Source organism: Anoxybacillus sp. MB8 (assembly GCF_011006755.1).
Taxonomy (GTDB): Bacteria; Bacillota; Bacilli; order Bacillales; family Anoxybacillaceae; genus Anoxybacillus; species Anoxybacillus gonensis.
In genome coordinates this window covers 1-21,191 of the sequence record NZ_RXXX01000046.1, presented here as the reverse complement: position 1 = coordinate 21,191, position 21,191 = coordinate 1, and the positions used below count along the sequence as shown (strand labels likewise).

15 protein-coding genes and 2 pseudogenes are annotated in these 21,191 nt (G+C 39.2%); 1 reads left to right on the top strand and 16 read right to left on the bottom strand.

Features of this window, described 5'->3' with window-relative positions; all coding sequences use genetic code 11:
- On the top strand, positions 1 to 335 hold a 335-nt coding region (locus EKC99_RS13185; RefSeq protein WP_163152255.1), incomplete at its 5' end, for an IS3 family transposase.
- A 119-nt stretch (positions 336 to 454) separates the two neighbouring features.
- Here the strand turns inward: EKC99_RS13185 and EKC99_RS13180 are convergent.
- From EKC99_RS13180 to EKC99_RS13110, 16 genes and pseudogenes are all read right to left on the bottom strand, one after another.
- The gene (locus EKC99_RS13180; RefSeq protein ID WP_163152252.1) at positions 455 to 4,300 is read right to left on the bottom strand and encodes an AAA domain-containing protein; all 3,846 of its coding nucleotides are present in this window, start codon (positions 4,298 to 4,300) and stop codon (positions 455 to 457) included.
- A 53-nt stretch (positions 4,301 to 4,353) separates the two neighbouring features.
- Positions 4,354 to 4,941, bottom strand: coding sequence for a hypothetical protein (locus EKC99_RS13175; RefSeq protein WP_163152251.1), 588 nt, complete (start codon positions 4,939 to 4,941; stop codon positions 4,354 to 4,356).
- Between the two features lie 200 nt (positions 4,942 to 5,141).
- Positions 5,142 to 5,318, bottom strand: a pseudogene (locus EKC99_RS15925) (IS982 family transposase); the annotation flags it as partial.
- 36 nt (positions 5,319 to 5,354) lie between these two features.
- Positions 5,355 to 5,858, bottom strand: a complete 504-nt coding sequence (locus EKC99_RS13170) for an IS630 family transposase (protein WP_240468883.1) — start codon at positions 5,856 to 5,858, stop codon at positions 5,355 to 5,357.
- 26 nt (positions 5,859 to 5,884) lie between these two features.
- Positions 5,885 to 6,415 carry a helix-turn-helix domain-containing protein gene (locus EKC99_RS13165; protein ID WP_163152249.1) on the bottom strand — a complete coding sequence of 177 codons (531 nt, stop codon included), beginning with the start codon at positions 6,413 to 6,415 and terminating at the stop codon, positions 5,885 to 5,887.
- A 204-nt stretch (positions 6,416 to 6,619) separates the two neighbouring features.
- Positions 6,620 to 6,835 (bottom strand): annotated as a pseudogene (locus EKC99_RS13160) (nuclease-related domain-containing protein); the annotation flags it as partial.
- A 1,068-nt stretch (positions 6,836 to 7,903) separates the two neighbouring features.
- Entirely contained in the window at positions 7,904 to 9,841 is a 1,938-nt protein-coding gene (locus EKC99_RS13155; protein WP_163152247.1) for a nuclease-related domain-containing DEAD/DEAH box helicase, read from the bottom strand.
- Between the two features lie 138 nt (positions 9,842 to 9,979).
- Positions 9,980 to 12,589 (bottom strand): DEAD/DEAH box helicase, encoded by a 2,610-nt coding sequence (locus EKC99_RS13150; protein WP_163152245.1) that lies wholly within the window; start codon positions 12,587 to 12,589, stop codon positions 9,980 to 9,982.
- Positions 12,534 to 13,811 (bottom strand): hypothetical protein, encoded by a 1,278-nt coding sequence (locus EKC99_RS13145; RefSeq protein WP_163152243.1) that lies wholly within the window; start codon positions 13,809 to 13,811, stop codon positions 12,534 to 12,536. Before EKC99_RS13145 ends, EKC99_RS13150 begins: the two co-directional genes overlap by 56 nt.
- Positions 13,808 to 14,479 (bottom strand): OmpA/MotB family protein, encoded by a 672-nt coding sequence (locus EKC99_RS13140; RefSeq protein WP_163152241.1) that lies wholly within the window; start codon positions 14,477 to 14,479, stop codon positions 13,808 to 13,810. Before EKC99_RS13140 ends, EKC99_RS13145 begins: the two co-directional genes overlap by 4 nt.
- Positions 14,476 to 16,275 carry a MotA/TolQ/ExbB proton channel family protein gene (locus EKC99_RS13135; protein ID WP_240468882.1) on the bottom strand — a complete coding sequence of 600 codons (1,800 nt, stop codon included), beginning with the start codon at positions 16,273 to 16,275 and terminating at the stop codon, positions 14,476 to 14,478. The genes EKC99_RS13140 and EKC99_RS13135 overlap by 4 nt, the downstream gene beginning before the upstream one ends.
- Before the next feature lie 435 nt (positions 16,276 to 16,710).
- Positions 16,711 to 17,496: a hypothetical protein gene (locus tag EKC99_RS13130; RefSeq protein WP_240468881.1), complete on the bottom strand. Its 786-nt coding sequence runs from the start codon at positions 17,494 to 17,496 to the stop codon at positions 16,711 to 16,713.
- A gap of 72 nt (positions 17,497 to 17,568) precedes the next feature.
- Positions 17,569 to 18,540 carry a winged helix-turn-helix domain-containing protein gene (locus EKC99_RS13125; protein ID WP_163152237.1) on the bottom strand — a complete coding sequence of 324 codons (972 nt, stop codon included), beginning with the start codon at positions 18,538 to 18,540 and terminating at the stop codon, positions 17,569 to 17,571.
- Between the two features lie 503 nt (positions 18,541 to 19,043).
- Positions 19,044 to 20,243 (bottom strand): hypothetical protein, encoded by a 1,200-nt coding sequence (locus EKC99_RS13120; RefSeq protein ID WP_205597814.1) that lies wholly within the window; start codon positions 20,241 to 20,243, stop codon positions 19,044 to 19,046.
- 260 nt (positions 20,244 to 20,503) lie between these two features.
- Positions 20,504 to 20,707, bottom strand: a complete 204-nt coding sequence (locus EKC99_RS16085; protein ID WP_163152234.1) for an ATP-binding domain-containing protein — start codon at positions 20,705 to 20,707, stop codon at positions 20,504 to 20,506.
- A gap of 149 nt (positions 20,708 to 20,856) precedes the next feature.
- On the bottom strand, positions 20,857 to 21,191 hold a 335-nt coding region (locus tag EKC99_RS13110; protein ID WP_163152232.1), incomplete at its 5' end, for an IS3 family transposase.

Here is a 21,191-nt window from a genome sequence, read left to right as displayed (position 1 = left end):
CTCAACCAGGTCTGATTCACCATTCGGATCAAGGGAGCCAATATGCATCGAACGAGTATCAAGCCATTTTACGACAGCATGGAATGCAAACTAGCATGAGTCGAAAAGGAAACTGTTATGACAACGCATGTGCGGAATCGTTTCACAGTATTATCAAAAAGGAACTGATTTTTCACGAGACCTTTACAACAAGGGAGGAGGCCAAACAACGGATTTTTGAATATATTGAGTGTTTTTATAACTCCCAGCGAATTCATTCCGCTAACGAGTACATGTCTCCGATGGCATATGAGAAGCTGCATCAACACGGCAAAAAACAATCCTTCTCTGAATGAAGTCGCGATATGGCGGTTTCTTAATCCTCTTGATAAGGGGAAGGGTTTACCAACCGTTCTCCTTATCAAGAGGCCACCAAACGAAGTGCGGTAGTAGGGTTTTAAAATTTTTCTCGATTTTACGTGTCTATTTTCTTGACATAATACCAATCATCCCCTCCTTTCTCTTGAACAGCGAAATCGCGAACATTTCTTTGTTCATGAGCTGAGTGTACCTTTGGATTGTCGGGCGCGACTTGACGAACAACAGACTGACTCTGAGTTTCATACGTAATCTCTTCATTTATCGACGTACATTCAATATTTGACTGCACCTCATAAGGTTCAATCCCCATTTCCTCTAATTTAACCCACAAACTTGCAAGCGCGCGATCTGGGTCGCGGTAAAAGTCACGGCCGCGCACGCGCCAGAACGTCCAACCAATCCGCTCTAACATATACTGCCGTTCCATGTCCGCTTCCCACTTCTCAATTCCATGGAATTTTTCCCCGTCGCACTCCACTGCCAAACGATTACGCATCCCCTCCACCACGAGGTCAATACGCCGTCCTGCTACTTTCATTTGCGGAATGACACGGAATCCCCGTGCGCGAATGCGGCGAAGCACTTCCACTTCAAATTCAAATGGAGAATCACACATTTGTTCTAACTCTTTCATCTCCTCTTGCATGCGCGCTGGATTTAAACAATACGAAAGCAATCGATGCCGCAAATCCTCTGGTTTCAAGTCTTCTAACCCCACCGAATGATAGAGGCGCATTTGATTGCGTGCACGGCTTGCAGCGACGTTAAAAATTTGTTGGAAGTTTTTCTTCGTCAGTGACTGAAAACGACGATTCGGCGCGACGACCATCGACAAGAACATAACATCGCGCTCATCCCCTTGGAACGCGTAGGCGTTGCCGCAGCGAATTTTTCGCTCAATAATTGCTTGCTCACCGATTGTGTTACGCAACAGCGTTTCAATGAGCTCATGCTGTTTATTACCTTGTAACGCTATCACACCAATTGTCTGACCGTCATATGCTGGATCTTTTAGTAGCGCGGCGATATCCTGAACAATTTTTTCCGCCTCTGGTCTGTTGATTGCTTCTGTTCCTTCTGAACAATAGCCGTCTACTACACGAATCGCTAGAACAGGTGGTGTCAACATTTCTTCCTTCGTCGGCAAACGGAGAGGAATCATGTTGCCGTTATAGCTTAAATCATTGGAAAACTGAATAATTTCTGGAACGCAACGGAAATGCTCTTTTAACATGAGCCGTCCCGATTTTGGGAAAGTTTGATCGGCTATATCGTATAACGACGTTTGCAAATCAAATAATCTCGCGTTTGGAATGCCTTGCAAATATTGTTGAACGAGGTTCGTGACATCTTCCGATTTTACACCTAAATCATACGGACTGATTTGCTCGTCATCCCCGACCACAATGGCACGTTTTGCACGAAGCAACACAGGTAAAGCTAAAATGTTACATTGGCTACTTTCATCGACAATCACAACATCAAACTTTTCATTCGTGACCGGGAAGTTCTCCAACACTTGCTGAATCGGCATAATCCAAACTGGAATTGCCCCTTGGCATTTCGCCATTTCCTGCTGCGCTTCCCGCAAATACATCGCCGCGTTCTTTCCCGTTCCTTTTCCGTATCGCATAATATACGTTTTCCATGCAGATAAGGCCCGTTTCTGTTCCTCGGTAATACTTTCAAGTTGATATTTCCAACTAGAGTTGGCGACGATTTGTTGAATAAGCTTTTGTTGAGTGCTTTGCTCCTGCTTCATGGCCTCTTCCAGTTCAATAGAATCAAGGTGATCCAATTCATGCAGCCATGTATGAAGCGCCTTGAACTTCCATGCCATATGAAACGATACTGGCATCGGCTCATCTTGTCCTAACAAACTTTCGATCCATTGCGCCGTTTTCGGCGCGGCGCTCTTCATCGCGGCAAGTAGCGATTCGAGTCGTGCCGCTTTCTGTTTCGTTTCTTGGAGGCGTTCAAGCTCCTCAAGCGCTTCTTGCCAAGCAGCTACGTCTTTTTTTTCCAGCGCATGAAATAATTCACCCCATATTTGGTGAGCGTTATGCTGTTTCATGCACTGCCTCATTTCTGCTTGAATTCCTTCATATTTTTCCTGCCATTCACGCAGCTCATATTTGCGAATCTCCCAGCTGACTGCTTGGTGGATGAGATTGTATGTCGACAGTTCCTCCCATTTTAATGGTGCAGGAAGAACGACTTCTTTGAGCATTAAGCGGAGCTGCTCCATTTTTTGCGCCATTTCAAACACTTGATGAAGGACTTCTAATTCATTATCCATTTGGCTAATCGCAGTCGGGACATCCTCGATGCGAATTCCGCCGAGCGGTTCCATTATGTTGTTCCATTTCCGAATGAACCGCTCTTTTTCTTCTTGCACTTTGATGTATTGCTCGATGATTTCAAACTCTTGAACCGTTTCTATCGGCTTGTTGTTAAACACCGGTTCCTTAAATAAATATTTGACGTCTTTTCCTTTTAGTAAAAAGTAAATCGCTCCTGTTTTTCTTTGTTGTAGCGCTTCTTTCGCTTTCATAATGTCTTGTTTGAATGCAAATAACGGCTTCATAGGAGGATTGATCACATAATCACTTAATTGTTTATAAGAAAGAAGCAACAACTTAACCGCCTGCTTCGCTTCAGAAGCAAACTGTTCCCAAATTTCTTTGCGCACGCCGCCGCTGTCGACATCTTGCAGTATTGCACGATAAGGCGGTCGTTCAAACAAATGTCCCCCCGCTAAAATGTAGTTCAGTACAGCTAACGCCTCATGCAACACTTCTTTCGGCAATGGAACGGAAAAGTCAGTTTCTCCTTCTTTCATCCGCTCGGCCAATGCATCCCCTTCAGCTAAAAGTGCGCGAAACTCTTCCGTTGAAAGAAGCGATTGGCGCTCTGGCAATTCGTACAACAAAAGGCGGTAATCGGTTGACGTCAGCTCCCCCCTCAATTTCCAAAGCTCTGCGAATTGTTCCTCCGATATCGGCACCGAACGATTCATTTCGATATCATCCGCAATCCAATCATATGGGACAGGTGGTTTTTGCAACATACGTGCTGCATCCGCACGGAAAATGGCTTTTCCATCCCAATGAACCGTTTCATGTTCTTTCAGCGCCAAACGCCGTAACTCTGTTCGATATTGCGCTTCCCGTCTACGGCTATTCTCTAGAGCCTTCTTCGCTTGTTCAATGTCTTTAGTCAATTGATTAATATTGGCACTCCCTAGCTTTTCCGAGATGGAATGGATGGAGTTTTCCATTTCCCGTAACGAGTCACGGCTGCCACCAAGTACCGGAACACATAAGCTTTGAATATCCTTTGGAATTTTGTCACGTAATACGCGAAGCGGACTTTCTTTTTGGCTCGTAATCAAGACTTTTTTTCCATGCGCAAGTAGGTGCGACACTAAATTAGCAATCGTATGTGACTTTCCTGTTCCCGGGGGCCCTTGCACGCTTACGCCGTAAGAAACGGCGATGCGTCTGGCGATTTCTTTCTGTTCTTCGTTTGCAGGAAGTGGGAAAAACAAGTCTTCTCCTGCTTGTTTCCATTCGTTCACATCAGCTAGAATAGCGGTTACCGCTTCCCCAACAAGTGATTGAATTGCAGGAGGCACCTCTAGCGTTCTAGCTTGAATTCCTTCCAAAATCATGCGCAAATCTTGTTTTAACACGCGCTGGTCTTTTTGGCGCACCACGAATAAGAAGCGACAAAATAATTTCGGGTTAGCACCGATGGAAATTGGGGTTCGGTCATCACGGACATACTCCCCATTGGCGTCGAGCAAATGAATAAATTTGGCGAACGACTCATCCAACGCGTTGCAAATGTCATTCATCGGTTCTATCTTCTGCCATTGATCGACCATCTCTTGAATTTGAGGTCTATTTGGAATCGCATAACCACTCAATGTTTCCAATTCCACCTGTAAGCGGTTAGCCGCTGGCTTGACGTGGAATATGCCTTTTTCCGCTAAAAACTCAACTCCATTCGCACTGTCACGAGCGGATGCTCAATGTTTTCATCCTTTTTCCACGTGAGCATCCCGACACCTAGGACGAGCTCTAATCGCTCCCCTTCACGCTCAAACCGTTGATACATTTTGAAGAAGTCTTCATACGTTTTCTTCTCTTGTTTCTTACGTGCTAAATGTTCTCTCCAGTTTTTCCATTCCACAAGCCACGTCTCATACATTCGCTGCCGATTGAGATCGTCTGTAAAGCGTTCTTCTCGTTCACCATCCTCTTCCACTATAACGCGCATCGGTTTAACACGGACTGTTTCAAGCTTCCAATCATTATAATTATCTTCAATCCATCCTTGCAGCAACTCTGGAGGAGTCGGTGGAATTTCCTCCTTTTTGTCAATATGCACCTTGCGCACTTCCAGCCACACATCGTGAAACCCGCTTGGGAATACAGTGCAATTCTCCATGTTAAAAAGATCTTCGTCCCATATGTAAAAATCATTATATTCACGATATCTACGAATCACCTTACTCCCTTGGTTGTTTAGCTCAATGAGATACTGAAAAAGACGCTCGATCTTGCTGACACCCATACCTTCACCTCATCTCATCTTTCAAATAGAACATTTCCATTATAAACATCTTTCACCATTTGTGCGACTTGTAAACGAAAAAGCCGCTATATGTCTGCAACTTTATACCTTACTATACTCGTGGTGCTAGTTGAGTCCTAACAACCAACTAACTAGCCCAGTGTTACAAGTGAATACACCAACATACACCCAGTTATACCAACAAATCCACTTTCACCCAAATTAAGGGGATGAGGGATTTGAGTCATGACGGTTTCTGACGTGGTTCAATCGTGACAGGGTTCTTCCGTCACCTCATATCCCATGGAAAGTACCTGATCAATCACTTGAAGATGAAGCTTAAATCCATAGTACTACTGCTTTTTCGACGCACAAAACCTATATACATCCAAATTGGCATTTTAACCTCTGATTCACACAGCACACCCGATGCGGCGTAACACCTCATCTGGATGTTGTAAGACGTACTGTTCAAAGCGAGTAATGGATTGGGCAATGTCATTTTGATCCTTGTGAAAAACGTTGGCAATCACCTCATCTTTCAACCACTTCCACAGCCGTTCAATCGGATTTAACTGTGGAGAATACGGTGGCGAAAAGATGAAATGAAAAGCATCGCCTTCCTCGCCATCAAGAAAGGCTTGCACCATCTTGGCATGATGAATACGCGCATTGTCCAACACAAGCACGAGGAATCGGTCTGTATATTTCTCTTTCAATCGGCGCAAAAAGTCGAGGAACGTTTCGGCATTGGCGGATGATGCGCGATGAAATACCACATCGCCTTGTTGAACATCGACGGCGCCAAAAATGGACACATGGTCATGGTGTCCGTAGCTTGGCACTTGTTTTTGATTCCCTACTTCTGCCCATGTCGTACGTAGCGCTTGATAAGCACGAACATGTGTCTCATCCACATAAAACAGCGTGACATTCTCGGTAATTAGTTTTTTTTTATAAATTCAAGTTCTTTTTGAAAGGCAGCTTGACGCTTGGCGTCTCCTTTGACTAGCTTGTAAGTCGGACGTGTCCATGACAAACGAAGACGATGCAATAACTTACGAATGCCTTCACGTGACATCGAAACGCCATAGGTTTGTTGAATGTAAGATTGTAAAATGCGCGTGTTCCATGACGAAGCGATGCCCCAGCCAGCATCCACAGGTGTAGTAGTTAACACGAGTTGTCTGATTTCTTGTTGTTGTTCTTCCGTAAGAAATGGCACGCGACCAGGTGGTAAGCGACGATCGAGTAGATGATCGAGCCCACCTTGATTAAACCGTGCAACATAGATGGCAACGGATTGACGGCATACGTTGACCATTTTTGCGACATCTTTACCGAGGTGACCTTCCATGACAAGACGAACAGCGGTCACCCGAACGCGAAGAGAAGCATCTTTGATTTTCCGTTCTTGTTTCCGAAGGGTTCGAGGTGTCCAGCCGTGATCATTTGTGATTTTCAAACGTTTCATGCCAATTCCGCTCCTTTTGTATAGAAATATTTAGGAGCAGTATAGCCATGAAAAAAGGTGTTCATACAGAAGTCATGGTTTTAAGGTGCATGTATATAGTGTCCGCGATTCCCTAAAGTCGTTTGACATGGTACATCCTTGTGGCATGACACAACTCTAATAGCATACTCCCTACGACCTCATAGGTATGATGTTGGTAAACGTCAAATGAAGCAATGTCGATAATGTATAATCTTTTACCTCAAGCACAACAAGCCCTAAATCAGGCCCAATAACGACAAAATCCGGACGTTTTCCTCGAATCTCCGGTTCATAATAGACAATGTAGTCATCTGGCAAATATGTTTTTAGCGTTCGAAACAGCAATCGCTCCCCCGCTGTCGCACTCGAACGAATCGTTTCCGGAATCGTGTACGCCATCTAAACCAGCTCCAGTGGAAAATAGGATTTTTGTACCATTATAATATAAAATAAGGAATTTGGGAGGGGGATTTGGTGAGGTGCTAGAAAAATGGTAGATTTGCTTAGATAGGCTAGCTCTTTATGTAGGTATAGCGTATGGAGATAGACTTTTGTTTACGCTATGGAGTGCATAGAACGTCCTAAAACTAATGCGGTATGTAGCTAAGCCCTCATCGATTTTCATAAACTCGTACTCTTCAAGTGAAGTAAACATAGGGCACCGTTGTGGCATTCAAAATAATATTTTCAACATCCTCACTACATCGGTAAACAGTAAAAGATTAAACCTTTACTGCCATCTGTTTTTCACTTGGATGGAATCCTCTTCATGGCTCGATAGATCTGTCACCGCAAACCTATTTTTGGGAAGGATTTCGTTTCGCCTTCAAACCTTCATTCTATTTTAATCCGGTACTTAAGCTAATGAACCTTTAAACCTTTCATTTCACACCATTTAACTTGTATGAGATCTCTCGCCCTGTAGAAGGCAATGCGCTGTCCCCACTCATTTCTCGTTTTGTTTTTGTCTTTATCCATAGTCAAACCCTTTTAATGAGAGATTTATCACGAGTGTTGATTATCCATTATTTTACTTAAAAACACAGAATCATATGGCTGAACACAAGCTTTTCTGCCTATTCCCTCGAAAAAGAACGCCGGCGGGCAAATGTAATTTGCCCGCAAAGCGTTCATTGTTCGAGGAAGGCATGAGTGCAGCATGCCCAGTCGGCAAGCGAATCGCTTGCCGACTACGGCAGAAAAGCTAGGAATAGAGCGATATCAACTGGTTTTTAATGGTTAATCAACACGCCTAGAGATTTATAAAAAAATTATGGTAGGGATATTAGGGCAAAACTAGGTGGGGAGAAAACTCTGTTTCCTCCACCTGCCTCATATAAAAATTTTCATATGATAAAATTGTTTTCACTTCCTTTGATGAAAAGTTTTTGTATTGTCTCATAATGGGGTAATATGTGCATTCGAAGTCAGTTGGCTCAATTTTAAATTAGCAAACATACACCATAACTAATTGAAAATTTTTTGCAACTCATTATATTTAGGTATAAAATTCAAGCATGTAAAACTACAAAAATTCATTTTTTCATGATAACGAACTCTTGAAAGAGCGATGAACAGGAGCTCCCCTATCTTTGCATCAAAACGATTCTCGCCTTCCTTTTCATCTTTTCCCACATTTACATCCAAAGACTGTTGATTATTCTGAAAGCACAACGAAGGAGCCGAAGAGCTCATACTGTCAACTATTTCTTTACTTTTTTTCGGACGATCGAGCACAAAAATAACATGAGAAGCTTCCCATCCTTTAAAGCTATGTACGGTGCATACCTTCAGTCGTGCATCCCCAGGTTGAAATTTCCATTTCTCTCTTCGCCGATTATCTATATTTTTTGTTCCACTTAAATCATAAACGTGTGAAACAGAAAAACCTTTACTGCCTAATTCCTTTACAATTTCCACTCCAGTTTCTTCGTGGGTTGTGAGAATTGCGATATCATCTATTTTGGCGCCTTGTTGTAATAAACTTTGCAACTCATCATATACAAATTTCGATTTTTTCTCCTGTAATTCGCTCACATTTTTCCAAGAAGCTTTGGTGAAAAAGTCCAATTGAGCATAGGGAATTAGAATTTCTTGCTTACGTTGTTCACCAAAATATTCCCGTAGCAACGAGATAAGTTGAACAATCGAACCTGGGAGTCGACGAGTAATATTTAAGTGACCAGGTCGTCCACGAAAACCAAGACCTTTAATTTCCTTGCTTTCTTCAATCCATACGTCTTTTTGTCTTCCATACAAATCTTGATCGATGTCGTAAAAAATAAAAAACTCCGCTTTTCCTGTAAAAAAGGTTTTTAGGAATTGAACCCATTGTTTTTTAAAATCTTGTCCTTCATCAATTAGAATGGCATCGAACATCCAATTATGATCAATTTCTATTTTTGATATACGTTCATTAATAACTTCTATCCATCTCAACTCAAAATCATCGTCATCATCTTCATAAGGAAGTTCGATACCATAGTTGTTAGCTAATTGTTTCAGAAAATGATGGAAATGTGAAATCACGAGTTCATCTCGTATTAATGTCCGATCCCCAACACCAAATTGTTGACTAACTAAATCACGAAGATAGTGCCGAAGCGTAATATTATACGTCAAAATAAGCACCCGATACGATTGTTTAAGCATTCGTGCTGCTTTAGTTGCTAAAATAAGGGATTTCCCCGAACCAGCGACACCTTTTAAACGCCGATACGAGCCAGGCTGCACTTTCACATACCTCTCCTGATCAGGAAATAACTTAATGGGTTCCTGTCTTTCTATATGGTAATCTGACGGATTTAGCCACATTTGCAAATCTTGCACGAAAGCAGGGAGAACATCATTCTTTACCATTAATGATTTTTTGATTGTTAATGAACGTATTCCCCCCTCATCAAGTCGATTCATCCCGATAGCTTCTACATGGCTCCGGTCAATTATTTTTACGACTTTGCCCTCCTGATTACCACAGAAATCTCTTGCATCCCTCACCAGTGCATTATGAAAATAAATAACCGGTTCGACGATAGCGTACGCTGTCTTATTGAATTGCTCTACAGCTGCAACATATTTTCTTGAAATAAACTGTAGCAAATTATCTTTGTATCGTTTGATCTGATTGATCGGATTTTTATCTATCCATTGCCCATCTGCCCCCAGCACTTTCCCGATTGGACGATAGTTGGTTGAATCTAAACTCCAATCTTTTACTTCAACAATTACAACCCCTTTTTCGGGATGGCACAAAACAAAATCCGGCCTATCTCCATTTAAGTGCGGCTGCTCGTACACAGTCCAACCTTCTAAAGCTTCTACCTTCTCTATCTGCTCTAGAAAAAACCGCTCCCCTTCTTGAATGTGATCATATACCTTAGAATTTCTAATGATTTTAGGTCCCATTCATCCTCTCTCCCCTAGCAATCTCGTTTCCAATACGAATACAGCTTCTCCTATTTCCCTGTCGATTTCCCCCACATGATTTGTATAATACCACTAAAAAACTTCAAGAGACAAAGTGATCAAACATATCTATCTAACTCACGATACCATCTGCTCTATTATTTTTTGTTGAATTTCCGATACATTAAACGGAACAATGACATTTTCCGCTAAATCCCGCTTACTTTCTAAAAGTTCATGCATTAACTCTTCAACTGTACCATTAGGAAAATTTTTTCGATCTGTTGTAATAATGTGGTATACATAGACATCTTTTTGTTGACCAATACGATAAACACGATCTGTAGCTTGATTTTCAATAGCAGGATTCCACCATCTTGTATAGTGAATCACATGATTAGCACTTGTTATCGTTAAACCAACACCAGCAGCTTTAGGGGATAGAATCATAATCCCAAAGCCAGGCAGCTGATTGAAACGTCGGACAACTTCTTGTCGATTCGGAGTATCCCCATCAATGACAGGAACAGAAATACCGTACATATTCATGAACAACCGCTTTAAAATAAAATGTAACTTGCGAAACTCGGTAAAGATAATAACTTTCTCATTTTCCCCTTTAATTTTCTCAATAATTTCAATCGTTTGTTTTAACTTAGGAACTTCTGAATATGAAAGATTTTCGTATTGTGGAATAACTGCACCCGGATGTCCATACAATTGTCGCAATCTCATTAACATGTTTAAAATCGCGATTTGTCCTACCTCCTTTGTCGCCAACATAGATGAGGCAATATCTCGTTGAACAGGCGATGCTTCCACATAAAATGGTTTAACCACATATTTTTTTGGCAAACGATTGTCTAAAATTTGCTGTTTTGTCCGACGTAAATAATAAGGCTGAATCGCTTTTAATAATCCATCATAATCCATCGTTTCCACAAATTTTTCGCGAAATTCTTTTAACGATCCCATTGCGCCGGGCTGAACAAAGTCCATAATAGCCCAAAGCTCATCCAAACTATTTTCCACTGGTGTCCCTGTCATAGCTAGTCTAAAATTAGCTTGCATAGCTCGAATTGCACGTGATCGTTGGCTTGTATGTGATTTAATGTTTTGTGCTTCATCACAGATAATTGCTTGAAATTTAATTTTTCCTAATAACAATTGATCAATCTTTAATGTATCATAACTCGTAATGACAATGTCGAATTGAGAAATGAGTTCAGCAGATTTAATTCTCTGCCCTCCCTTATGAACATACAACTTATTCATTAACTCTGGGGCGAATTTATTTAGTTCTTCTATCCAATTTTCAATTAAGGCGATAGGAAGAACGATTAAAGTTGGGCTTAATTTACTTTTATTCTTCTGATGTAATAAAAATGTTATGACTTGAATCGTCTTGCCAAGCCCCATATCGTCCGCAAGCAATCCACCTCGTCCCTGTTCAGCTAAATTGCAAAGCCAGCGAAACCCTTCCAGTTGATGATCAAATAAGGTTGCATTTAACTCATTCGGAATAGGGTAATGGTAAAATGGTTCTTGTTTAGCCACATCAACTTTATACTCTAACTCTTCCTCATTATCTTTTATATCAAGCATAAAATGACGTTTCAAAGGCTCATCAACGTCCTGTGGCAAATCAAGCAATTTCCTGCGAAGAGCAGGATCTAAATAGATCCATTTCCCATTATGTTCAACATACTGCTGATGAGGATACTTAAGCATTAATTCTTTTAAAAATTGTGCGTCATAAGGAACTTGTATGCCGCTCGTTTCATCAAACCATTTTAACCCGTTCCGATCATGATAAGCCGGTCGAACCCGCTCGATTGGTATAATTCCTTTCACACGATCGGAAAATTTCTCTAAATCAATTAAGTAATCATGCTCCGGCAATACCGCAGCAGGGTTCTCAAAAAATAACGGTACCTCTTCTCCATAAATATGCCGTTTTTGGTTCAAGCGAACTAAATCTTCATGAACACGCGGAGTACGAACAAAACGCTCCCTTTTCTCTCCATTTCTAAACCCTTTCTCAAGTAACGGTTGATTTAAATACATTGTTTCTAGCTCATTTTTTCCAACAGGAACTAGCTCAATATGATCATGACTATGCACTTTAATGTCTAAATCATACTGATCAACAACATGATACGTTTCGTTTTCCAAAAAATTTTCTAATCGGATCCCCGCTTCTCGCGCAAGTTGCTGACAAATACCTATTTTTTGATACCCTGATTCGTAACTTTGGGAAAGAGCTTTCTTCAATCGATAAACTTTTTCTGGAAGTAAATATAATTCATCTTTTACACTGTAAAAAGCACCGATAGATCTACCGATTCGATCTAAGTTCCGTCCACTTTTATCAAACAATCGCAAAGTTAACTGAGCATCTTGAGGTAAAGAATGTAATAACAACTGCCCATCAACCTTTATTTCTTCTACAGGCAACGATAAAGTTCGTAACGTTTCCCTTCCTTGATCATCGCGCAACAGTTCGTAATAATGCTCATAAGGTAATACGGAGTCGACAAGCAAACCAGAATCAAATAGTTCTTCCCATGCTACGTATTGTTGAAATCCGTTATATCGATAATATGTTTCAATGTCCTCTTTAGATAAAGGAAGATTGACATTACTAAGTGTTTTCCCATCTTGTACTTGAAATGATATACGAATCCCATCCTCAGTCGGTGTCAAAATCACCTTCATCTCTTTCTGTTTCTTTTTGAAGAAGAACATCTCTTCTTACCTCCCAACCAAGTTCACGACGAAGCCATGCATCAAATTTATACTGCCACCCCTTATGATGAACTAACCGTCCTTCAGGAAGTATCAAATTAATATCCATAAATTGGGTTCGTTTTACTTCTCTCGGTTTCATCCAAGAATTGCTATATTTTTCCCTTTCCATCAACATTTGATCAATTTTAGACTGAAAGTGTTTTTGAAAAACAGCGGCATCGTAAATGTATACAGCACCTGTTCCTAACACTTCTACAATAACGACATCTGGAAAATACATGATCATCGTCGAACGCTCATCTGTTACAACAACATCTTCTAACTTACTGATGAACTTCTCCCAATAACGAAAACGCTCATGGTTTCTGTTTACATTACCAAAAAAGTCCCGCATCTCTAGCTTCAATATCCATTGAGCAAAACGGCGTTTTTCTTCCTCGCCAACATATCGCCATAGCATCGGCTTTCTTCTGTATGTTTTCAATTTCTCAAATATAAGCTTTCCTAACGGTTTAACATGATTCAACTTACATTTATTAATGAGCTGATGCGCCATTTTTTGTTGTTCTTCACTCGTTGCTGAAATAAAAATTTCTTGATAAAGTGCTTGTTCTCTAATGAAAAAATTCTCATCAGCTAAATGAAAAATTTCCATTAGCACTAACTTAAATAATGGAAAATTTTTCTTTAAGTAGAACGTTTCGAGCTCCTCTAAAATTCCTTTTTCACTCCCGTATGCTTCTGTCGCTAAATACAAGATCGGATCTTTACTCAACAAAAATTGCCGCCATTTTTTTGATTGTTTCTCTTCCATTCTTTTTTCGAGTTTCTCTTTGTGATAGGCATAAGAATATTTTAAAACTTTCCACAACTCATCTAAATTACACGTTTGATAAACAACGTCAACCATCACACGAAACAACCGATGTTCGCTTTTGGCAGTCTGCAGAAACACTTGGATCATCGATTTTTTTATAATCTCTGGCAATTTTTCATTATATAAGTTAGGTAAAAGTAGTCTTTCTCTTCTCGTTAGTTTATTTGCCCAGCCAATGAATTCTACTTCTGACTGAAACGATGCACTTTGGAACTTTTCTTTTAATTGCTCTAACAGACCACGATATTTTTCGTTGCTATTCTCTATTTTCTTCTCTAAAAGTGGCTGTCGTTTTTCGCGCAGCCACCCTTGCAATAAAGCCGGTTTATATTCATATCTCATTCGTTCACCAACTTTTCAATCGCTTTAATGGCTTCATCTTCTTTTAACCGAAACAAAAATTCAACTCTTCGTGAGCGTTCTGGATCATATTGCCCTTTCTCATCTGTTAGTGGGCTACTAAAGCTTCTCCCATTTGCTGTTATATATTTCTTGGAAAGTTCCCGCTCTTTAAAATTTGGAAATTGCTCGCTGTAAATATAGGCGAGAACAGAATATGCCCTTGACTGAGACAAAGACATATTATACATGTAAGTTCCTTGTTTGTCTGTATGTCCCTCAATAATAATGCTAGAAATCTCGTTTTTAAACCGATCCTGTAATAAAATTCCCATGTATTTTGGAATAAATTTTTTAAGAAACGTTTTTCCTTCCTCTGAAATTTCGGAAGAATTTGTTTTAAACAATATACTTCCCGGAAAACGAATCGCTCCTGTTTGTTGATCAATTTCTATTGACATATTTGACTTTTCAAATTCTTCTGTTAACGCTTTAATAATTTCTGTTTTCACGCTTACCACTTCTTTAATTTGTTTCTCTTTCTTTTCAAGTAACTCGCGATAATCAAGAATAACAAGCGTTAACAACAGCGCAAACACCATGAGCATTGCACTCATTAAATCGGCATAAGACATCCAATAGTTTACCTCTGCTTTTTTTCTGTATCTCATGATGAAGCCCCTGCTTTCATTTTACCTAGATGTTCTGCTACTTCTTCAAGCGTATCAATAAATTCTGATTGTACTTCACTAAATTGGTAAACAAGATTGCTTACCTCTTGCACAGCTTTTGTTAATGTCTCATCGAAATGATGATATGTTTTACTTAAACCGTTATCAATGTTTTCGGCGAAATCTTTCATCGACAAATGCAACGCATCCGTTATCTTTGTAAACTGTTCCCTTGTCGTTGTCCAATTTCCTTCAAGCACCTCAAGCTGCTTTGTTATGTCCTGAAGATACGTTTTCGTTGTTTGCAATGCATTTTCTACTGTCTCATTTGTTTGTGTTCTTAGACTCACAAGCTCCGGCAACAACTCATTTTGTACCTTCTGCATTTGTGACAGCTGCTCTTGCAAACGTTCAATCTTTCCGACAACCTCCTTCAAGTTTGGAGCTAAAGGTGTTAACATGGCAACAATTGATTGAATATTTGTTAAAAGTACTTCCGAATCTTGCAATGTCTTTTGTTGCGTCACTAGCGACCGTTCAAAACGTTCCGCCATTTCTTTAAAAGAATGTGATAAAGAATCCGAGGTTGTCACGATTTGTTGAAGGAGAGTTTCATATTTTGTTTCTAGCTGGGCATTAAATTGCTTAAATCCTTCCGTTAAGTCACTATATTTCTGCACCAATATCTGGTTACTTTTTATAACTTCGTGTTGAACTGGAAGTTGCTCCTGTGTCATTTGTTGAATATGCTGGAATGTCAGCCCTAAATTCTCCATAACATTCGCTGTTTCTTTATAATGATTTCTCATCTCTTCTAATTCGAGAGCCATTTTTTCAAATTGCTCAAACATTTTTTCCGTACGCTCTAACGTCATTGCCTGACTTTTTTCCGTGCTTACAAAGTTTTCAACCACTTTTGAAATCGTCCCCATCATTTCTTGTTGTAACCGTTGGGCATCCTGGACTAGCGTAGTAAAATGCGTAATCGATTGTTGCGTTCCACCTGTAATTTGATCAATTAATCGATTCGCAACGTCATGGCTAGTATTTTTCGTCAGTTCAATTTGTGCTCGCAATAATTCAGACTGATTTTCTACTCCTGCTTGCAACCTAGAAAATTGGTCTGTTAATTGGCCAAACGCCGACTGTATATTTCCTTGTGAATGTTGAATCGTCGCCACCACCGGCTGCATTGCTTTTTCCAGCGCATCCGTTAACAACGTTTTTAAATGATCTGCTTGATTTCTCGAGATTTTTTCTAGACGGTTTAAAAATAATTCCTCATCATCTGTACTTAGCAAAAAATCAAGCTTCTCCGAATGCCAGTCAATGGACTTGTCAAGACGGCTACTGATCCATCGATCAAACACTGTCCATAACAATGATAAAAAAACTCCCCATACGGATGTATAAAATGCTACTTTCATTCCGTCTAACAAACTTTCAATTCCAAAGCGCAATGATTCTGTATCCCCAATATGTAGCTCAGAAAGCCCTACTGATAAACCAATAAACGTACCAAGAACCCCAATGCTCACATGAATACCCGCTCCCATATCCATTAAATGGCGATATCCCATGTGATAATGCATTACATCGAATCCAAAAAAAGGATCAACATTTATGCGCTCGTCCTCGTTTTTTTGTGACACCCGTTCAAAGTAACGTTCCCATAGCTCTTTATATTTCGATTTTTTTACATTTGCAAAAAGAGCATTTAACTCTTGATCTACTTCATTAGGCGCTGCATTGCTTGAACGAGTAAATTCCATAAGTTTTGGTTTCAGCTGATTCATTACGTCCATTTCCCTTTTAATTCTCACAAATTGAAAAATAGCCATTGAGATGAACAAAAACAGCTGAAAATAAAGAAAAGTGTTTGTAAATCCCTTATTTCCTATTTCGTTAATTAATGAAAACAGTTGCTCGAAAATAGTATACAACGCTCATCACCTTCGCTTGTCTAATTTAGTAGATTATTGACAATATTATTTTACATATTCTTTTCATGAAAGTTAATAATTTTAAAAGATTGTAAATTCCTTATTTCATGGCAATTCACCACAACACCAATGGATAAACGTCGCTCGTTGTCGAGTATGAAAAAAGCGACGGAAAAAGCATGCACAAATGGTTTATATTTTTTAGTCTTAGCCTTTCGCTATAAAATTGGGACAATCGCAAACAGTTTATGTCACTGTTCGCAATTGTCCGACAACACATTTCAAACATTATTTTCCGATCTTAGCTTTCATCCACTTCACAAGCTCCGCAAACTCTTTCTTCTCAACCAAACGTTTAGCTTGTTCTTTCATTTCGCCTTTCCGCTTAAAAGCTGTTCTCTTTAACTCGCGAATCTCCGCTGCATGCTTTTGGAGAATTTGTGCCATCTGCACCGTATCTTGATAAATTAAATTCATGTCCCAACATTCAACTTCTCCTTTATCAGCGATGATGCAAGATCCCGATGCGTTGCCGTAATGAACATACCATTTGTAGTGGAGAGAGCAATTACTCAAATATTTTTCTTGAATCACTTCAAACCATGCGCCTTGGAATACTCCTGAAAGTTGAACATTTGGCGCGTAACGATGATGACCGTTACAACCTGCGAGAGCCGTAATGCCTGCAAGGTTCAATGATTTCACAAACATTGCCATGTTCGCATCCAAATTTAACGCATTCACTTTGATACCGAATCGTCTTTGGACGAACGACTTCCACTTATAGTGGTAGCCTTCCATAGAAATCGGAAACGCCCGTCCTGGTGTGTTCATAATGCGTTTCATTGTAGAAATTGGCACACGCGTAACCAATACTTGAAATTTGTTTCCTTGCCAAAAGGTTGGAATACTGAGATGACGAAGCAACTCATAAACTTTCTTAACATCTGCTTCTGTATTTTCGTCTGTTAGGATAATAAAATCGTCTTTTACTTTTACAAATAATCCTCTCACTTGTAGTGCCTCCGCGATACGAGCTGTTGCATCCATCATTTCCAATTTCATTAAATTCATTGTGATCATCCTCCTCATTAATTTGTATTCTAAGTATATAAAAGGTCCGGTTACGAAATCGTAACCGGACCTTTACCCTTTACGAAGGACAATCGCTGGAATATTTGCTTTCCATTCATATCCTTCACCTGTAGTTACTAAAATATTCTCAGAAATATCATCACGTCCCATTGCTTGAGAAAGCTTTTTTCTAAGACTGTTGATATATCGCTTCACAGTAGTAGGACTTACTGGGCGATCGTGCCAAATTGCTTCTTCTATTCTATGTCTCGGACAAGACGTCATCTGGTGATCAATCAAGTAACCAAGAATTTCTGCTTCTTTCCGTTCAAGCCGAACAGCATCATTGTATGCATAAAAATATTTTTCATCTTGAGCTAAATCAAGAACAACACATTTTCCTTCCATTTCATCTTCTTTGACCTGATTTGCATTGCGTCCCGAAACTGTCTTCCGCTTCTCCTGTGGCTCTTTCAACAAGATCGGTTCTGTTATTCTCTTCTTCATCCTGTCTTTATACAATTCGATAAACCAACTATGTTCGCCCATTTTATCCAAGTCGCATGCTTCCTTTATGTAGTCTGTCGCTTTCTGACCGTAACCAAGTCTCGCATATCCTAACGCAACATTACAAAGTAGTTTGATTCGTTTGCTGCCGGCTATTCCTTTCTCAAGCGCTTCTTTTCCATAAAAAAGAACTGCTTCCCATTTTCTTTCTTCTCTTTTCTCTTCATTGGCAAAAATAAAGGATAAATGGTAAAACGCATCGGGATTCGATGGTGAGTAAATTGTCGCCTTTCGCAATATGTTATAAGCTTTCCAATAGTCCCCTCTACGAATTTTTTCATCCCGCCCCCACTGTAAATACAAGTCCGCGAGCATAATCGCATAGCGAGGTTCTTTCGGGTCTAGCTTAAGAAACTGCTTGTAAAGGTTTATCCCCTCCTCAAACCATGCATTTCTCTCATCACCTTCTTCTAATTCCTCCCGATCAAGCCAATTATCCTCCCAATTCAGTAATTCTTCCATTGTCATTCGCCACATAAATATGACACTCCTTTTTCGTGTGTATGATAAAATTGGTCTTCCTTCTTCCCCACCTTCTCTTTAATTTTTTCTGACTAAAAAACTGTTCTCCACCGTTTTACAGACAAATTTGGAAAACGATAATCCTTCATTTTCACGCAAATGTTTGATATGATGAATCTCAGGAATCGCTAGCATTCTTTCTTTATTCACTGTTTTATTATTCGTAAAACTAACATTATAGGGGATTTTAGGATCTAACAAAACCTTTTTTACACCATAAAACTCCGCGTTTTTTGTTGCAAAACTTTTTATTTTCATTTTGCACTAAACAATTGAAACATGAATTTATTTTCAACAACTTACATAACGATCAAAAAGACCTCGCCCGGTCGATTACTCGCTTCGAATAATCCATGTTACAGCATCTAGATGAAGTACTACTTTGCATCGGGTATACTTCATAGGCCAAAGGCTAGCATGTCAATCTGGGTATATTATTATGACCGTACAGTACATACTTAAGTTTTACTTTTGGTTTTTAAAAAGTCTTCTATAAGTTTTTGGACAACTTTTGACTTTGCTATGTCATTGAATTCGCAGTAATGCTCAAATTGAAGCAATAATTCTACAGGTAAGAATACTCTTAAACTGCCTTTTTTCTCAGTCCACTGATTTTTCTGCATCCAATCTTGGATCATCAGTCTAATTATCTTTATTTCTTCTACTGATAAATTAGGTGGCGTTTCATATGTGTTTTTCGGTTCATTTTTTTCTTCCATCTCACGTGCAAAAGATTTTTCAATTTTGAACTCTTTCAACTTTTTGTAAAGTAATTCTTTATTTATACCATTTTCTGATACGAAATCATCCCAGCTCTTATTATTTAGAATAAGATCGCGGGAAGTCTGCATTAAAAGTTCTCGTTCGCTCCTATTCGTCCATATATTGTATAAAAAATCGTACCGATATTTATGCTCTTTTAATAGCATTCTTAATTGAGTGTTATCCATTTCATATATTTCTTCGATTTCCTGAAAACCCACTCCATGATTTAATAGGGATACAATTTCTTGAACAAGTGATTGTTCGCCTAGAACCCATTTTTTCTTTTGGTTGTCAAACACATAATGATATTTGGATAATAAATTTTTTAATGAACCAATAAAAAAGGTTTGTTTTGTTTGAGCTTTTGTATATTTAAGAAACAACTGCTCAAAAGTAAGTCCATTGTTTAACTCTTTAACAAAATTTTCCACTAATTCTCTTTCAGATAGATTAGTCCAAAAATTAGCAAAATCATAATACATATAATCATTATTTTGTAGCAGGTCAAATAAATCAAGCGTGCACATATTTAATTCATCGGCCACTTCTTCTATTTTCATACCATTACTCAATTTCTCAACAATTTGAGTAATGTTGATGGACTTTATTGTTGGAACTTTTTCTGTGAGACTTTCTTGTTTGTTTCCCGAAATAAATTCTGAACGTTTTGATGTAGGACGATAAATCCATTTATTCTTTTCATTACTAAATACAAACCCTAACTTTTCTAGTTTTTTTACCAACAGTAAGCCACTTATCTTGTACTTCTTGGCTACAAACTCTAAATCCTTGTATTCATTTAATTCCATTACAATACGTTCAAAATCGCTTAAATCTTTCTCTTTATTACTCAAAAAATCATCCAAAATGTTCAACAAATCTACTTCACCCACCTTACAATATACATGCACTTTAAAGTGATAACTTCTGTATGACTACCTTGTTCCATAGGTATACCGCTCCTAAATACCCATGTATAAAAGGAGCAGAAATGACATAAAACGTCTTAAAATTACAAATGCTCACGATTGGACACCTCGAACACTTCGGAAACAAGAGCGAAAAATCAAGTTAAAATTTCAATTTGGATGTATATAACATAGAGGGAAAAATTCTTACAATCATTTCTGCTTTTCATATAAATCATTCATATTCATAAAATATCATCAAATTTCGATACTACCTTCGGTGCCAACTGAATTAGTCCTTCTAACAACGGAGAAGGAGTATGTTGATAAAACACTCTTAATTCCTGTTGAGCACGAGTAACTAAAACGTACAGCAATCTAGCATGTAAATCATCCTTCGGAAAACTTTCTTCATTTATATTGACTAATATTACTGCATCAAACTCCATTGGTATTATGTCAAGAAAATAGACACGTAAAATCGAGAAAAATTTTAAAACCCTACTACCGCACTTCGTTTGGTGGCCTCTTGATAAGGAGAACGGTTGGTAAACCTTTCCCCTTATCAAGAGGATTAAGAACCCCCCATATCGCGACTTCATTCAGAGAAGGATTGTTTTTTGCCTTGCTGATGTATCTTCTCATACTCCATCGGAGACATGTACTCGTTAGCGGAATGAATTCGCTCGGCATTATAAAAACACTCAATGTATTCAAAAATCCGTTGTTTCGCTTCTTTCCTTGTCGTAAAGGTTTCGTGGAAAATGAGTTCCTTTTTAATGATGCTGTGAAACGATTCCGCACATGCGTTGTCATAACAGTTTCCTTTTCGACTCATGCTGGTTTGCATTCCATGCTGTCGTAAAATGGCTTGATACTCGTTCGATGCATATTGGCTCCCTTGATCCGAATGGTGAATCAGACCTGGTTGAG

What these genes read in the sequence shown, in the direction of transcription:
- EKC99_RS13175 (WP_163152251.1), bottom strand. Translation starts at nt 4,941, where the DNA reads ATGGGTGTCAGCAAGATCGAGCGTCTTTTTCAGTATCTCATTGAGCTA.
- EKC99_RS13165 (WP_163152249.1), bottom strand. Translation starts at nt 6,415, where the DNA reads ATGAAACGTTTGAAAATCACAAATGATCACGGCTGGACACCTCGAACC.
- EKC99_RS13155 (WP_163152247.1), bottom strand. Translation starts at nt 9,841, where the DNA reads ATGGGACCTAAAATCATTAGAAATTCTAAGGTATATGATCACATTCAA.
- EKC99_RS13150 (WP_163152245.1), bottom strand. Translation starts at nt 12,589, where the DNA reads ATGTTCTTCTTCAAAAAGAAACAGAAAGAGATGAAGGTGATTTTGACA.
- EKC99_RS13145 (WP_163152243.1), bottom strand. Translation starts at nt 13,811, where the DNA reads ATGAGATATGAATATAAACCGGCTTTATTGCAAGGGTGGCTGCGCGAA.
- EKC99_RS13140 (WP_163152241.1), bottom strand. Translation starts at nt 14,479, where the DNA reads ATGAGATACAGAAAAAAAGCAGAGGTAAACTATTGGATGTCTTATGCC.
- EKC99_RS13135 (WP_240468882.1), bottom strand. Translation starts at nt 16,275, where the DNA reads ATGAATCAGCTGAAACCAAAACTTATGGAATTTACTCGTTCAAGCAAT.
- EKC99_RS13130 (WP_240468881.1), bottom strand. Translation starts at nt 17,496, where the DNA reads ATGAATTTAATGAAATTGGAAATGATGGATGCAACAGCTCGTATCGCG.
- EKC99_RS13125 (WP_163152237.1), bottom strand. Translation starts at nt 18,540, where the DNA reads ATGTGGCGAATGACAATGGAAGAATTACTGAATTGGGAGGATAATTGG.
- EKC99_RS16085 (WP_163152234.1), bottom strand. Translation starts at nt 20,707, where the DNA reads ATGGAGTTTGATGCAGTAATATTAGTCAATATAAATGAAGAAAGTTTT.